The 14,906-nt window shown below is 64.6% G+C and carries 13 protein-coding genes; 3 read left to right on the forward strand and 10 right to left on the reverse strand.

Translation table 11 applies throughout. The features are described 5' to 3' along the window. Window positions 1-15: 15 nt before the first annotated feature. Both AR323_RS05255 and AR323_RS05260 read right to left on the reverse strand, forming a co-directional pair. Complete coding sequence (locus AR323_RS05255) at window positions 16-1,302, reverse strand: SAM-dependent methyltransferase (RefSeq protein ID WP_057882901.1); 1,287 nt, start codon at window positions 1,300-1,302, stop codon at window positions 16-18. A 35-nt stretch (window positions 1,303-1,337) separates the two neighbouring features. Continuing rightward, on the reverse strand, window positions 1,338-2,708 hold the full coding sequence (locus AR323_RS05260; protein WP_057882902.1) for a cryptochrome/photolyase family protein: 1,371 nt from the start codon (window positions 2,706-2,708) through the stop codon (window positions 1,338-1,340). Between the two features lie 41 nt (window positions 2,709-2,749). Between AR323_RS05260 and AR323_RS05265 the strand changes: the two genes are divergently transcribed. Beyond that, a complete protein-coding gene (locus tag AR323_RS05265; RefSeq protein ID WP_057882903.1) occupies window positions 2,750-3,535 on the forward strand; it encodes a phosphatase PAP2 family protein in 786 nt (261 codons plus the stop codon). Here the strand turns inward: AR323_RS05265 and AR323_RS05270 are convergent. The 3 genes from AR323_RS05270 to AR323_RS05280 all read right to left on the reverse strand — a co-directional run bounded on the left by AR323_RS05270 (window position 3,495) and on the right by AR323_RS05280 (window position 7,633). Beyond that, on the reverse strand, window positions 3,495-4,406 hold the full coding sequence (locus tag AR323_RS05270; RefSeq protein ID WP_057882904.1) for a metal-dependent hydrolase: 912 nt from the start codon (window positions 4,404-4,406) through the stop codon (window positions 3,495-3,497). The genes AR323_RS05265 and AR323_RS05270 overlap by 41 nt on opposite strands. Window positions 4,407-4,604: 198 nt before the next feature. Then, complete coding sequence (locus AR323_RS05275) at window positions 4,605-5,687, reverse strand: 2-oxoacid:ferredoxin oxidoreductase subunit beta (RefSeq protein WP_057882905.1); 1,083 nt, start codon at window positions 5,685-5,687, stop codon at window positions 4,605-4,607. Then, on the reverse strand, window positions 5,684-7,633 hold the full coding sequence (locus tag AR323_RS05280; RefSeq protein WP_057882906.1) for a 2-oxoacid:acceptor oxidoreductase subunit alpha: 1,950 nt from the start codon (window positions 7,631-7,633) through the stop codon (window positions 5,684-5,686). Before AR323_RS05280 ends, AR323_RS05275 begins: the two co-directional genes overlap by 4 nt. A gap of 177 nt (window positions 7,634-7,810) precedes the next feature. Here AR323_RS05280 and AR323_RS15095 point away from each other — a divergent pair, with 177 nt between their 5' ends. After that, window positions 7,811-8,764 carry an alpha/beta hydrolase gene (locus AR323_RS15095; protein WP_057882907.1) on the forward strand — a complete coding sequence of 318 codons (954 nt, stop codon included), beginning with the start codon at window positions 7,811-7,813 and terminating at the stop codon, window positions 8,762-8,764. 32 nt (window positions 8,765-8,796) lie between these two features. Beyond that, window positions 8,797-9,234, forward strand: coding sequence for an RNA pyrophosphohydrolase (locus AR323_RS15100; RefSeq protein ID WP_057882908.1), 438 nt, complete (start codon window positions 8,797-8,799; stop codon window positions 9,232-9,234). Between the two features lie 13 nt (window positions 9,235-9,247). Here the strand turns inward: AR323_RS15100 and AR323_RS05295 are convergent, their stop codons facing one another. From AR323_RS05295 to AR323_RS05315, 5 genes are all read right to left on the reverse strand, one after another. Then, window positions 9,248-9,754: a tetratricopeptide repeat protein gene (locus tag AR323_RS05295; RefSeq protein WP_123321853.1), complete on the reverse strand. Its 507-nt coding sequence runs from the start codon at window positions 9,752-9,754 to the stop codon at window positions 9,248-9,250. A 74-nt stretch (window positions 9,755-9,828) separates the two neighbouring features. Next, window positions 9,829-11,007: an RsmB/NOP family class I SAM-dependent RNA methyltransferase gene (locus AR323_RS05300; protein WP_057882909.1), complete on the reverse strand. Its 1,179-nt coding sequence runs from the start codon at window positions 11,005-11,007 to the stop codon at window positions 9,829-9,831. A gap of 7 nt (window positions 11,008-11,014) precedes the next feature. Further along, window positions 11,015-12,478, reverse strand: a complete 1,464-nt coding sequence (guaB, locus tag AR323_RS05305) for an IMP dehydrogenase (RefSeq protein ID WP_057882910.1) — start codon at window positions 12,476-12,478, stop codon at window positions 11,015-11,017. Window positions 12,479-12,539: 61 nt separating this feature from the next. Continuing rightward, window positions 12,540-13,901, reverse strand: coding sequence for a M28 family peptidase (locus AR323_RS05310; RefSeq protein ID WP_057882911.1), 1,362 nt, complete (start codon window positions 13,899-13,901; stop codon window positions 12,540-12,542). A gap of 155 nt (window positions 13,902-14,056) precedes the next feature. After that, window positions 14,057-14,812, reverse strand: a complete 756-nt coding sequence (locus tag AR323_RS05315) for a 3-hydroxybutyrate dehydrogenase (RefSeq protein ID WP_057882912.1) — start codon at window positions 14,810-14,812, stop codon at window positions 14,057-14,059. Between the last annotated feature and the right edge of the window lie 94 nt (window positions 14,813-14,906).

The raw sequence follows: 14,906 nt of genomic DNA on the forward strand, positions 1-14,906 counted from the left end.
GGCATTCCGATTACGCTAAACCGACTTGAACAACGTAATCTGGTGGACATCGATTCCGCCTCCGCGGAAGCCGCCCTCGCAATACATAAGGTAATAGCGCCAAAGCCGCACGAAACGCTCGTCGAATCTCGCGGGGAGACGACCTTCCGTCACGGCGCGATCGAAGTTCTCACGCCAGAGGCGCAGGGTCTCGGCATAGTCGGCTCCGAAATCGACCTGGCCGGTCCATTCGAGCCCGCGTTCCTCTGCGAGTGACCGGAACTCGCTCGATTTGATCAGCAGGCCGCCTGGGAAGATATACGCCTGGATGAAGTCGGCGCTACCGGCATAGGCTTCGAACAGGCTTTCCTTCATCGATATGTACTGGATCGCGGCCTTACCGCCCGGTCGCAGATTGCGGGCAATGCAATCCATGAAAGCCGGCCAGTATTCTCGCCCCAAAGCTTCCACCATCTCGACGCTGACGATGGCGTCGTATTCGCCGAATGTGTCGCGGTAATCTTGCTTCAGAAAGCGGGGATTGGCCGGGCTGGCGGACTTGCTGCGGCAATAGGCCAGTTGCTCGTCCGACAAGCTGATGGCATCGACCCGCGTCCGACCGCCTTGCGCAGCGGCGTGAGCGAGCATGCCCCACCCGCAGCCGATTTCGAGCAGGCGTTCGGCATCGCTCGCATCGACGCGATTCAGCATCGCCGTCGCCTTGGTCAACTGGGCGTAATCCAAGGGCGTGAGGAACTGCTGCATTCTCGAAGGACTGTCAGGTCCGCCGAACACGGCACTGGAATAGCACATGGATTGACCAAGCCAGGCGGCATAGAAGTCATTCCCCAGGTCGTAGTGCGCATGGATGTTTCGCTCGGCGCCCGAATGGGTATTGCGGTTGAGCCAATGCGCAAAGCGTGCGGCGAGCCGGAAGGGTCCGCGTGCACGGGCGGTGCCGCCGAGCGACTCGCCGTTCGCCATGAACAGGGCGAACAATGGTACCGGATCGGGGCTGTCCCATTCACCGGCGTCCCATGCCTGATACCATCCGATCGACCCGTTGGTCGCGAGCCGGACGAGCGCCCGCCACTCGCGCAAATCGACATCAGCGTCGAAACCGGGTGCGCGTCCGCCGAGAACGCGGTTGCTTCCATCGGGCAGGCGAGCGCGGATCGAACCAGTTTCCAGCGCCGCGTCGATACTGTCGAGCAGCTTGTGAAAACCCGGAGCGATCAGACGAGCCACAGGGCCCGGACTGCGCTCGAATCGCGAGCCCGCCGATAAAAGCGAGCCGCCCCTCTCTACCCCCTTGGCGTGCATGATTCGGCTATGGACCGGGCGCTCGGCTGCGGCAACTAGGTGCGAGAGGCACGGTAGGCGTCCAGCGCACGTTCGCGCGCCTCGCGGTGGGCGATTATCTTGCGAGGGTATTCGCCGCGCTTGTCATCGTCCGGGTCATGGATCGCATCGTCGCCCAGATGAGCGATTTCAGGCACATATTCCCGGATATATTCGGCCGCATCGAACTTTTCGCTCTGCGACAGCGGAGCCATGATCCGGGGGAACATGTTGCTGTCCACGCCCGTGCCGGAAATCCACTGCCAGTTGACGCCGTTGTTGCCGTAGTCGGCATCGACGAGGCAGTCCCAAAACCAGCGTTCGCCCTCGCGCCAATCAATCAGCAGGTGCTTCACCAGGAAACTTGCCGCAATCATCCGTACGCGATTGTGCATCCAGCCCGTCTGCCAAAGCTGACGCATGCCCGCATCGACGATCGGGTAGCCGGTCATCCCTTTCCGCCACAGCCTCAAGTCAGCTTGAGCGTCCCGGCCGGACCGCCAAAGACCGTCGTATCCGTCGCGGTAGCTATCCTTGGTATAGCGAGGATATTGCGCGATCACGTTCTGGGCGTAGTCGCGCCAGACCAATTCCTTGGCGAACGTCGCCCAACCCTGTCCCCGGCGCCCTTGGAGGCGATGCCACACTTGAGCAGGAGAAATCTCGCCCCAGTGAAGGTGCGGAGACAAGCGCGACGAACCGTCGATAGACGGCAGGTTGCGACCCTCGTTGTATTGCGAAACCAAGTCCGACCAGTACTTGAGCCGATCGTGTGCGGCTGCCTCGCCCACCGACCAGAAGTCGCGCATCGCCCCGGCCCAGTCCGGCTTTGCGGGCAAAAGCTGCCAGTCAGTTAGCTCGTCTCCATTGGGCCATTTAGCTGGTGCGTCGAGCGCGTCGGGAGCCGGCATCGGCTCCCTGGGCGGCATCTGCTCCAGCACGGCCTTGGAGAACGGCGTGTAGATCTTGTACGGATCGCCCGCCCCGGTCGTCACCGCGCCTATAGGCAGCAGGTAGTTGCCGTCGTGCAGGACGAGGTCGACCTCCTTTGCCAGCCTCTCTTGCGCCGCGCGCCACCACGGTTCGTAGTGCCGAACAGCCTGGACCGTCTTCGCCCCGATCTCTTTCGCGATTTTGGCGATTTCCTGCGCGGCATCGCCTCGTCGGAAGACGATGCGCGAACCCATCTCCGCGAGGTCGCGCCCCAGACTTTCGAGCGAGTGATGCAGCCACCACCGCCCCGCCCCGCCGATGGCGTGGTCGCCCGCTGCCGCATCGTCGAGCACATAGACCGGGATGACCGGGCCGACCTTTGCGGCGGCATGAAACGCCGGTTGGTCGGCGAGGCGCAGGTCACGGCGCAGCCAGACGATCTGGGGGGAAGTCATCGCTTGCGGAACACTCTGGCTGTTGCGAGTGTTCCCGCACGATGGACGACATCATCCGCGACCCACATCATCTTCCTGCCGAGGGTATCCGCCTGCCCGAACGCGGCTTCGGCATCGACCGGCGCAAGGCGCTGTTTGCCGCCGCTATCTGTTGGACCGGCTTTGCGATTATGGTCTGGCTGGTGCTGACCGGGCGCACCGGCGGACTCGACGAAATGGGTCTGCTCGCCGCGCGGCGCGACGGCGATCTCGATTTTGCCGGCAGTCACCTGATGCTCGAAATAGTTCGCGACACGACCGCGCTTGGCGGCGTGTTCCTGCGCAACCTGTTCGCGATCGGCGCGGTGGCTGCGCTGCTGTTCCTCTCGCTCAGGCGAGAAGCGGCGCTGTTCGCGATGACGGTGGTCGGCGGCTGGATAGCTAACAGCGCGCTGAAAGGCATCGTCGGCCGCGAGCGGCCGCAGATCGTGCCGCACCTGATGGAAGCGGGCGGGGAAAGCTTTCCCAGCGGCCACAGCTTCAATGCGGCGGTCGTGTACGTCGCGATGGCATTGGCGTTCGCGGCGATGAGCAGGCGGCATTCGGTGCGCTACACCCTGGTAGCGACCGCGATGGTGCTGTCGGCGATGATCGCGTGGAGCCGGGTCATGCTGGGGGTTCATTTCCCGAGCGACGTGATCGCCGGTTGGCTGGGCGGCGCCGGCTGGGCGTTCCTGGCGGCGGCGCTGCTGTACGCACCGGCGAAAGCGGCCGCCGAAAGCGCAGTCGCCGATGGCTTCGACACGGCTAGTTCGCCGCACATCGAAGACCGGGCAGATCGACCGTAAAGCGATCGCGCGCCCGCGGATCGTAATAGCGGGCATCGCGCAGGCGATATACCCCATCGAGCCCCGGTTCGATGAAGGGTGTGCGCGACCATTTCAGGAAAGCACGGACCTGAGGGTCGCGCTCAGCAATTGCCTGAAGATTGCAGCGGGCAAGCGGGACACCCGGCAGGGCGACACCGTCGACCGCATACAACCCGTTACCACCCGTGATGACTTCGCGCCGCGTGAAGTCGAAGGGCGGTGGGCTGGCGATCACCATTTGGGCACCCGTCGGCGCTTCGACCGGTCCGGACTCGGCGGCAGCGGTGATGCCTGCGTTGATCCCAATGTAGGCCAGCACCGCAGCCAGAGCCGCTTGCGCCGGTCGCTTCCAGTCACCGCCGCTCTTCTCACGGCGTAGCGAGAACCAGGTTGCAAAGCCCATCGACAACCACAGCCAGATGTCGATGATGAACAGGATGTCGCCGTAGAACCAGCGGCCCGAGAATGGTTCGAGCAGGCGCACGCCATAGACGTTTAGCCAGTCGAGCGCGGGGTGACTCAGCGTTGCCAGAAGGCTGAGCGCATAAAGCCACCCGAAATGCACCGGCAATCGACGATCCGGCCGCTTGCCGCGCCGGGCCTGCCAACGGTCGAACCACCACAGACCGGCGGCCAGGAGCAGCGGCAATATGACACAGGCGATCGGCCCGTGCGTGATCCCTCGGCGGAACGCGAGATGTTCGACCCCTTCGAGCCAGAAGAAACAGGCAGCGTCGATATCGGGAATGTTCGCGCCGACGATCAGCGCGGGCATGGCAAGGCCTGTCTTCCGCTTGAGGCCCGCTTGTCCGATGAGCGCGCCGACAAGGCTGTGCGTCAGGTTATCCATCGGCCTGAATCCGGTCCGATTGCCGAGGGCATGTCACACTTGTCACACAGTCCAAGGGTTTAGCGTCACCTTGTGTGACAAGGTGTAGCCTTGCCGCGCGAACGTGTCGTCTTGCGATAGGCGGGTGATGGCGGTCGGCAGCGATCATCCCGCTAAATCTGCCATTCCCATCCGCTTGTAGGACAGCGAATTCTGACGTCAGCGCGGATCGTCTGCATTCGGCGCACCTTGCCCCGGCGGCCGGCTGCTGACCGGATCGGCAGCGTTGTCACCCACGGTCCAGGTCTGACCAGTTGCGAGAAGGCGGGCTAGGTTGGGCTCCTTGCCAGCGCTGGCCTTCTCGCGCTCCTCCGCAACTGCCGCTTCGAAAGTGGGTCGCGGATCGTCGTAGAGGACGCCTAGAGCCATCGGGAAGGCTCCGAACGGCATCTCGACCAGCATGTGCGCGATCGACCGGTTGGTCACGTCGTGAACGATCACGTCGGCAGCCTGCCAATCTCCATCGACGACATCGACGACTGCGAGGCGCAGCGCCTGCCGATCAAGCGTGATACCCTTGGTACCGCCCGCGAACAGCATCGGCTCGCCGTGCTCCAGCCAGAGCTGGCGGTCCTCGGCGCCCTTCGGTTGGGCGAAATCTTCGAACACGTCCTTGTTGTAAACGACGCAATTCTGGAAAATCTCGATGAATGCGGCGCCCTGGTGAGCATGCGCCGCCTTCAGGACATCGGGCAGATGCTTGGATACGTCGAACCCGCGCCCCACGAAACGCGCGCCCGAGCCGAGGGCGAACGCGGCTGGCCGCGCCGGATGATCGACCGATCCGTACGGCGTTGACGGGCTGCGCGTGCCTTCGCGGCTGGTGGGCGAGGCCTGTCCCTTTGTCAGGCCGTAAATCTCGTTGTTAAACAGCATGATCTGCATGTTCACGTTGCGCCGCAGGACGTGCATCAGGTGATTGCCGCCGATCGACAGGCCATCGCCGTCGCCCGTCACCAACCATACGTCGAGCTCCGGGTTGGCGAGCTTCACACCGGTCGCCACGGCAGGCGCGCGACCGTGGATGGTGTGGAAGCCGTAGCTTTCGATGTAGTAGGGGAACCGGCTGGAACAGCCGATGCCGCTGATGAACACGGTCTTTGCCGGATCTGCGCCCAATTGCGGCAAGGTGCGCTGCACGGCCTTCAGGATCGCATAGTCGCCGCAGCCGGGGCACCAGCGTACCTCCTGATCGGTTTCCCAGTCCTTGAGCGTGGTGACGATGGGGGTCATGTCGTTCATGGGTTCACCGCCTTCAGGCTGGGGAGCTGCTGTTCGTTGGGCGGAACCTCGTCACCGCCGGCGTCGCCCGGAACGCCATCGAAGAAGGTCGCGATCGCGGCTTCGAGTTCGGCGATCTGGAAAGGCTGACCGCTCGTCTTCGTCAGAGGCTGTGCATCGACGAGATACTGATCGCGCAGCACGGTCTTGAACTGGCCGGTATTCATCTCGGGCACGAGCACCTTCTCGAATCCGCGCAGCAGACCGCCCAAGTTCGCGGGGAGAGGCCAGATATGGCGGACGTGGATATGGCTTACGTCCATGCCGCGCGCGCGGGCGCGGCGGACAGCCTGGTGGATCGGACCATACGTCGATCCCCATCCGACGACCGCGAGCCGGCCCGAGGTGTTACCCAGGCTAACGTCCTGGTTGCGAACGTCGATGTCGAGCACCTTGTTCTGGCGGGCGTCGGTCATCGCCTGGTGGTTGCCGGGCGAGTAGTCGATGTGGCCGGTATCGACTGCCTTCTCGATGCCGCCGATCCGATGCATCAGGCCCGGCGTCCCCGGCTTGATCCACGGACGCGCACCACGCTCGTCGCGCTTGTAGGGCAGCAGCGTGCCGTCCGGGCCATTCGGCTGGTCGAGGAATTCGGCCGGCATCCGCTCGAACACGTCCGGGTCGGGCACCTTCCAAGGTTCGGCTGCATTCGCGATGTAACCGTCGGTCAAGAGCATGACCGGGGTCATGTATTGAACCGCAATGCGGCACGCTTCGATGGCGCATTCGAACACGTCGGTCGGACTGCGCGCGGCGATGACCGGCATGGGCGCGTCGCCGTTCCGGCCATAGACCGCCTGGTACAGATCGCTCTGCTCGGTTTTGGTCGGAAGGCCCGTGGATGGCCCGCCGCGCTGCGAGTTGACGATGACGAGCGGCAGTTCGGTCATGATGGCAAGGCCCATCGCTTCGCCCTTCAGCGCGATGCCGGGGCCCGACGACGACGTAACGCCGAGCTGCCCCGCATAGGACGCGCCGATCGCCGAGCAGATCGCGGCGATCTCGTCTTCGGCCTGGAACGTCGTGACGTTGAATTCCTTGAGCCGCGCCAGGTGGTGCAGGATCGCGCTCGCCGGGGTGATCGGGTAGCCGCCGAAGAACAGCGGAAGGCGGAGGAGCCGCGCACCCGCGACAAGGCCCAGCGCCACCGCCTCGGCACCGGTGATCGTCCGATATAGTCCGGGAGCGGTCGGCACCGCGTCCACATGGACCTGCCGCAGCGGTCCCGAAAGCTCGGCAGTCTCGCCATAGGCATGGCCTGCGTCGAGCGCGGCGATGTTGGCATCGGCGAGGTCGGGCGATTTGGCGAACTTCTGCTTTAGCCAGGCGTGGATCGGCGCGCGCGGCCGATCGAACATCCACAGTGCCAGACCCAGCGTCCACATATTCTTGCAGCGCAATGCGTCCTTGTTGCCAAGGCCGAACGGCTTGACCGCCTCGATCGTCTGCGCGCTGATGTCGAACGCAAGAACGTCCCATTTGGCAAGACTGCCGTCGTCGAGCGGGCTGACGTCGTATTTCGCCTTTTCGAGGTTGCGCTTCGTGAACTCGCCGGTGTCGATGATGACGAGGCCGCCGGGCTTCACGGCCGCGAGATTGGTCTTCAAAGCCGCCGGGTTCATCGCCACAAGCACGTCGGGAGCATCGCCCGCGGTCTCGATGGCGGTCGATCCGAAGTTGATCTGGAACGCGCTCACTCCGAACAGGGTACCCTGCGGGGCGCGAATTTCGGCCGGGAAGTCCGGGAAAGTCGAAAGATCGTTTCCGGCGAGCGCGGTGGAAAGCGTGAACTGTCCGCCGGTCAACTGCATCCCGTCGCCGGAATCCCCGGCAAATCGAACGACGACCGCATCGGGGGCAGCGGTGGAAGCCGCTGCTTGCGACTTCGAAACGGCTTGGTCAGCCATCAGGCATCCTTGTCATGCGCCGGAGAACGGCGCCTAGTCTTGGGCGAGGCCGGCACCTAGGACCCGCCCCACACTCCCGCCAACAAGTTTTTCTCCTCGTGCAGCAAAATGTCGAGTGGAAAAGACGAAGGGGCGCAACTAACGTCGACGCTCGTTTGCCCAGGAGCCCTACCCCATATGACCGATCCAGTGCACTTCGTCCGCGAGGACGTGCGCGGCTTCCTTGCCATGCTGGAGGCGATGGCCCGCCCGCACATGGACGAAATGCCGGTCGAGGAAGCGCGCGCAGCCTATGTCATGATGGCGCAGGTCGCCGAACTGGACCCGCATCCCCTCCCCGTGGTCCGCGACTTCGTTTGTCCCGGACCAGACGGAGAGATACCGCTCCGACTGTACGATGCCCGAGAAAGCCGCGAGCCAGGGCCGGCAGTCATGTTCTTCCACGGCGGCGGGTTCGTGATCGGCGACCTGGAAACGCACAACGCATTCTGCACCGAGCTCGCTCGCGGGCTCGATCTGCCGGTGATCGCAGTCCATTACCGCCTGGCACCCGAGGCGCCGTTCCCCGCCGCGCCCGACGATTGCGAGGCCGCGAGCCGTTGGGTCGCGGGCAGCCCTGCAGAACTCGGTTTCCAGGTCACCGGCCTCGTCACTACGGGAGACAGCGCAGGCGGCAACCTGGCCATTGTCGTGACGCACGCGCTCATGGACGGACCGGCGGCCGTTCCGGTTCTGGTCCAGGCACCAATCTACCCGATCGCCAGCCCGGTCGGCGAGACGGGCAGCTACAAGAGCTTCGGCGAAGGATACTTCCTCACCGCCCGTTCGATGGAGTTCTTCGACGCCAGCTACCGCGCGGACGAAGGCCACAAGCGCCGTTACCCGATCCTGCACGACGATCACGCTGCAACGCCGCCCACGGTCCTTATCACCGCGTCGCTGGATCCCCTTCGCGACTCGGGCCGCGAATATGCTGCGCACTTGATCGGATCGGGGGTCGATGTGGTCTATCTCGAAGCGCGTGGCTCGATTCACGGCTTCATCAACATGCGCAAAGCATTGCCCAGCGCCCAAGAGGACGTCACGGCATTGATCGGCGCGATCCGCCTGATGCTGGAGCGCCATTCGTGAGCGAACTCGCCTATCGCCCATGTGTGGGCATTATGCTGGTCAATGCCGACGGCCTCGTGTTCGTAGGCAAGCGAATCGACAATCGCGAGGGGGACTGGTGGCAGATGCCCCAAGGCGGGGTCGATCCCGACGAGGACCTGGCCGACGCGGTGCTGCGCGAACTGGCGGAGGAAACCGGCATCAGTTCCAATCTCGTGTCGCTGATCGGTCGCATCGACGAGCCGATGCGGTACGACTTACCGGAAGATCTCGTCGGCAAGTTGTGGGGCGGCAAATATCGCGGCCAGGAGCAGACTTGGTTCCTGGCCCGCTTTGCAGGCGCGGACCATCATATCGACCTCGACGCGCACGATCCGCCAGAATTCTGCGAATATCGCTGGGTTGCGCCTGACGAGTTGCCGGACCTGATCGTGCCCTTCAAAAAGCGCGTCTATCGCACCGTCGTAGAAGGTTTTCGCTCGCTCGTCTGAGCGCCGCGTCCGTTCAGTTCTGTTGGGTCACCACTGCGTCGGGCATCACCGCTTCGGCAGTCAGGACGCGCGGCTGCGGTCCCTTTGCGATCGCGGCGGCAAGGGCGCGGGTTTCCGCGCAGTTTTCACCGCAAATCGTCTGAAGCCGCGCCAGATTGCGGCGAGCCTTCTCGACCGCACCCTTCTCCACCATCGCGGCGCCCTCGCCCGAAATGGCCGCCAGGTTATCCGGCTCCCGCACCAGAGCTTCGCGATAATAGCCGATCGCCTTGCCCTGCAGACCATTGCTGCGCGCCGCATTGGCAAGATCGAGGAGGATTCCGGTCGCCGCCGGGTCGATCGTCAACGCAGCCTCGAATGCATCGACCGCGCGGTCGGAATCACCCGCGGCAAGCGCGGCGCGGCCTTCTGCGACCAGGGCTGCAGCCCGGGGATCGGTTACGTGGTCGGCGCTTTGGCCCACGCTAGCTGTTATCGCGAAAACGGCGGCAAGCGCGGCGGCGGGGGCGGCAAAACGCATCAGCAACTCCTTCACGGCCCATCGGCCACGACCAGTCCGGGCGGGTTCGTGCTCGGCCATAATCGCGAGGGGTATCATGCGCGAGATAGACTCGCGATGAAAAATCCGTCCGTTTCGTCATGATACGGGGACAGTCGCCACCCCTTGCCTCGCGGCCTTCCCAGAGGAAGCGCGATCTGATCCGCAGAGAATTCGCTGTGCCCGGCCAGAAAGCGATCGACCTGAGCCGCACCCTCAGCATCGAGGAGCGAGCATGTGACGTACACCAATCGGCCCTGCGGCCCCACAAGTTCCGCCGCGATTGCCAGCAATCGCTCCTGCGCTTCGACGTATCGTGCAAGCCGCTCTGGGGTGAGGCGCCAGCGCGCCTCGGGGTTCCGTCGCCAGGTTCCGTTCCCGGAGCACGGCGCGTCGACGAGAACGAGGTCGGCCCTGCCCGCGAATTCGGATAGCGCATCCAGTTCCTTGCCCGGGTCGAGCAAGCGCGTCTCGATCATACCGGCCCCCGCCCGTGCGGCTCTGGGAGCGAGACGCGAGAGGCGCTGCCGGTCCGTATCGGAGGCGAGGAGGGTTCCCCGGTTTTCCATCGCGGCGGCAAGCGCGAGCGTCTTGCCGCCCGCGCCAGCGCACAGATCGATGGCTATCTCTTCGGGGCGTGTCGCAGCCGCTTGGCAGGCCAACTGCGACCCGGTGTCCTGCACCTCGATCAATCCGTCGCGGAACGCATCCCATTGCTCGACCTGACTGCCGGGTTCCACGCGAATACCGTTCACAGCGGCAGTCGATTGCCATTCCGTCGGCAATTCAATCGAGTCACGGCTTGCTTTCAGGGTGTTCACGCGCAAATCGAGCGACGCTCGTCCCAGCAACGCCGCCGCTTCCTCGCCTGCGACGCCGGAAGTGCCCAGTTCGGCTACCAGCCAGTCAGGCGCGAGCCCCCCTTCCGCCGGGCTTTCGCCCTTACCGACGGCCGCCGGTCCGTGGGCCGACCCATCGAACAGGGCTACAATCGAGGGGTCGAGTTGACTCAGGCGAAGCATCGCCGCCCGTCCCGAGGCCGGCACGGGACCACAGGCCCGGATCGCCGCATAGACGAGCTCACGCACGGCACGCCGGTCCTTCGACCCGGCATAGCGCCGCGTGCGGAAGTAATCGGAAACGATCCGGTCGGCCGGCGCTCCGGCGCCGCTTGCCGCCGCGATGACCGCGTCGAGCACCTCGATCGCAGCCTGGACCCGTGCGGCAGGCGTCATGCCGTCATCATCGCGTCGGGTAGTTCGGCGCCTCGCGCGTGATCGCAACGTCGTGAACGTGGCTTTCGGCGAGACCGGCGTTGGTGATGCGTACGAACTTGCCGCGCGTGCGCAGGTCGGCGAGCGTTGCCGAACCGGTATAGCCCATCGCGGCCTTGATCCCGCCGACGAGCTGGTGGATCACGTCGCGCGCCGGACCCTTGTAGGGCACCTGACCCTCGATCCCCTCGGGCACGAGCTTCAGAGCGGACACATCCTGCTGGAAATAGCGATCGGCCGATCCCCGTGCCATCGCGCCCACGCTGCCCATGCCGCGGTAAGCCTTGTAACTACGGCCCTGGTACAGGAACGTCTCGCCCGGGCTTTCCTCGGTGCCCGCAAGCAGTGATCCGATCATCACGCAGGCGGCCCCGGCGGCAAGTGCCTTTGCGGCATCGCCCGAAGTCCTGAGGCCACCGTCGGCAATGACCGGCACGCCGGACTTGGCGGCTTCGGCAGCGCATTCGAGCACCGCGGTCAATTGGGGCACGCCGACGCCGGCGACGACGCGCGTGGTGCAGATCGAACCAGGTCCGATGCCCACTTTAACCGCATCGGCACCGGCATCGATCAATGCGCGAGTCGCCTCTGCGGTCGCGACGTTGCCCGCTACGATTTGCACCGAATTCGACAGCTTCTTCGCCGCCTCGACCGCACGGCCGACATCCTTGTTGTGGCCGTGAGCGGTGTCGATGATCACCACGTCGACCTCTGCCTCGATGAGGGCACGCGTCCGCTCCAGACCCGCTTCGCCCACCGTCGAGGCGGCTGCGACCCGCAACCGGCCGCTCCCGTCCTTGGTGGCATTGGGATAGGTGACCGCTTTCTCGATGTCCTTGACCGTTATCAGACCGACGCAGCGGTAATCGTCGTCTACGACCAGCAACTTCTCGATACGGCGCTGGTGCAGCAGGCGGCGCGCGTCTTCCTGACTGGTACCGATGCGAACGGTGGCGAGATCGTCATGCGTCATCAGTTCGCGAACCGGCTGGCGTGGATTTTCCGCAAAGCGCACGTCGCGATTGGTCAGGATGCCGACGAGCTTTCCACTCGTATCGGTCACGGGAATCCCGCTGATCCGGTTGACGGTCATCAGCGATTGCGCCTCGCCCAGCGTGGCATCGGGGCCGATGGTGATCGGATTGACGACCATTCCGCTTTCGAAACGCTTCACCGCGCGCACCGCAGCGCACTGCGTTTCGATGTCGAGATTGCGGTGCAGCACCCCGATTCCGCCGAGCTGCGCCATGACGATCGCCATGTCCGCCTCGGTCACGGTGTCCATCGCTGCCGAGATCACGGGAATGTTCAGGCCGATCCCGCGCGTCAGCATGGTGCTGGTGTCGGCCATGCTCGGCAGGATATCGCTTTCCGCCGGACGCAGCAGGACGTCGTCAAAGGTCAGGCCAAGGGGGATATCGTCATGTGCCACAGTTCGCGCTTTCCGCCGGGAGATTCGTGGCGGCCCATCTAACGGCAGGTTGCCTCAGCGGCTAGGGGGCGGTGACGCTTTTTCCGGAGGTGGCCGTCCAGCGCGCCGGATCGGCGAAGTACCGGACCAGAGCCTGGGTCAGATAGAGGTCCTCGATCGCACCGCCCAGTTCGATCCCTTCAGCCTTGTCGGCAGGGCTGTGATACCGCTCGGTCTCGTAAAGTTTCAGGGCTTCTGCGGACCCGAACGCGCTAGTCACCGATACAGTCGGGACATCACGCTGGAGCAATGCCCAGCCGTCCTGGCGGCGCAGGTATCCTTGCGCCAGCGCTTCGTCGCTTTCGCGGCGCCCTGCTTCCTTGAGCACCTGCTGGATGCCAGGGTCAAGACCGGTCATCCCCTTGCCGACGATCGCGACCGGTGTGCCCTTGGGGGCGACGGCGATCGTATCGAGGTTGAACGCTGCGACGATCGTATCGAGGGGGATGGGCGGGTTCTCGGCAAAGGCCTGTGCGCCCAGCAGGCCCCACTCTTCGGCAGTGGTCGCCACGAAGTAGACGTCGCGTTGCAGGCGCGGCCCCGCCGCAAGGCGCCGCGCGAGCTCCGTCACTACCGCCAGGCCGCTGGCGTTGTCGACGGCGCCGTTGCATATCGCAGCCGGATCGGTGGGCGAACCGCAGCGACCGAAGTGATCCCAATGAGCCAGCAAGACCACGGCACCTGCGTCCGCCCGCCTGCCCGGCAACTTGGCGACTAGGTTGAATGTCCGGACCCTGCCTTGCGTCGAAACGGCCTCGAGCGTGGCGAGAAGATCAAGGGTCGCGGGTCGGAACTGCGCGTCTCCCATACCGCGCATCAATGCGTCAAACCGGTCTGCCCCGATCAGTGACGCAGCCGCGCCGCGCGTGATGTACCCATCGATCGTGTCAGCCGCGTCCGTGGCCGCAAGGCGGTAGCTGCCGTCCCTCCGCTGACCGACAATTCGGTCGAACTCCTCGCGGGTGTCGACAATGGCGATTACCGCCGCCGCCCCGCCGCGCAGCAACGCCTCGCGTTGCTCGGTGCGCCCGGGGTGACCCCATCCCATCAGCACGACCCGACCGGCCAGTGCCGCCGTGTCAAGTTGCGCGCCCTGCTCTCCGACGAATACCACCGGCGCTCGTTCGATCAGGCCACGCGTGCCCGAAGCGAAGATTATCGCTTCGTCCGACGGGAGGGCCACAGCCCGTCCGTTCCGCGAAAAGCGAAGGGTGCTGCGTTCGGGCGTGCTGCTGGCGATTTCGACCGGTGCGAACCACGGATTGGCGGGATCGTTGGTGCCCGAAACCAGCCCTGCGGCCTGCCACTCGCGAGCGAGGTATCGAAGCGTCTTCGCCTCACCCTCGGTGCCTGGTTCGCGCCCTCCGAACTCGTCGCTAGCCAAAACCGAAATATGCCGCGTCAGGGCAGCCTGAAGTGCCGTGTCGGACGAAGGAATGGCGGACGGCGGGCGCGAGCCAGCACAACCGGCAAGCATAAGGACACCCAAGAGCCACGCGTACCGCATTGATTGCCCCCGGTTTTCCTTTCGTCCCGATGCTACTCGGCCGTCCACCCGCCGTCCATGCTCCAGTTCGCGCCGGTCACGTTCTGGGCCTCGTCGCGGCATAGGAACACGGCCAGAGCACCGACCTCTTCAGGCTGGACGAACTTGCGGGTCGCCTGCTTGACGAGCAGAACGTCGTTGATGACCTGATCGCGCGTCAATCCGCGCGCCGCCATCGTATCGGGAATCTGCTTCTCTACCAGTGGCGTCCAGACATAGCCCGGGCTGATGCAGTTTGCGGTGACGCCATGGGGTGCAACTTCCAGCGCGACCGTCTTGGTCAGTCCGTCGAGGCCGTGTTTGGCCGCATTGTAAGCGGACTTGAACGGGGAGGCGACCTTGGAATGGGCGCTGGCCGTGTTGATGATGCGGCCCCAGCCCGCCTTCTTCATGTTGGGCACTGCCAGGCGGATGGTGTGGAACGCCGCAGTCAGGTTCAGCGCGATGATTGCGTCCCATTTGTCGGTCGGAAAATCCTCAATCGGGCTAACGTGCTGCATTCCGGCGTTGTTGACCAGAATGTCCACGGGCCCCGCCCCTGACATCAGCGCCTCGCATCCTTCAAGGGTCGTGAGATCGGCGGCGACGTGCTGCGCGGACAGTTCTTCGCACAAGCGTTCGATCTCAGTCTCGTCACCGAATCCGCTCAGGACGATCTGCGCGCCTTCGGCATGCAGGGCACGAGCTACGGCGAGGCCGATGCCGGACGTCGAGCCAGTAACGAGCGCGCGTTTGCCGGACAGGAACATTTGACCTCCTTCGCAGATTGAGCGGTCGACAGGACTGCGCTTGCGCTCTTGCGAGCCGCAGGGCACCTGTCCAGATACATTGCGGCGATGCCGC

The sequence above is a fragment of the Tsuneonella troitsensis genome, from assembly GCF_001441535.1.
GTDB lineage: Bacteria > Pseudomonadota > Alphaproteobacteria > Sphingomonadales > Sphingomonadaceae > Tsuneonella > Tsuneonella troitsensis.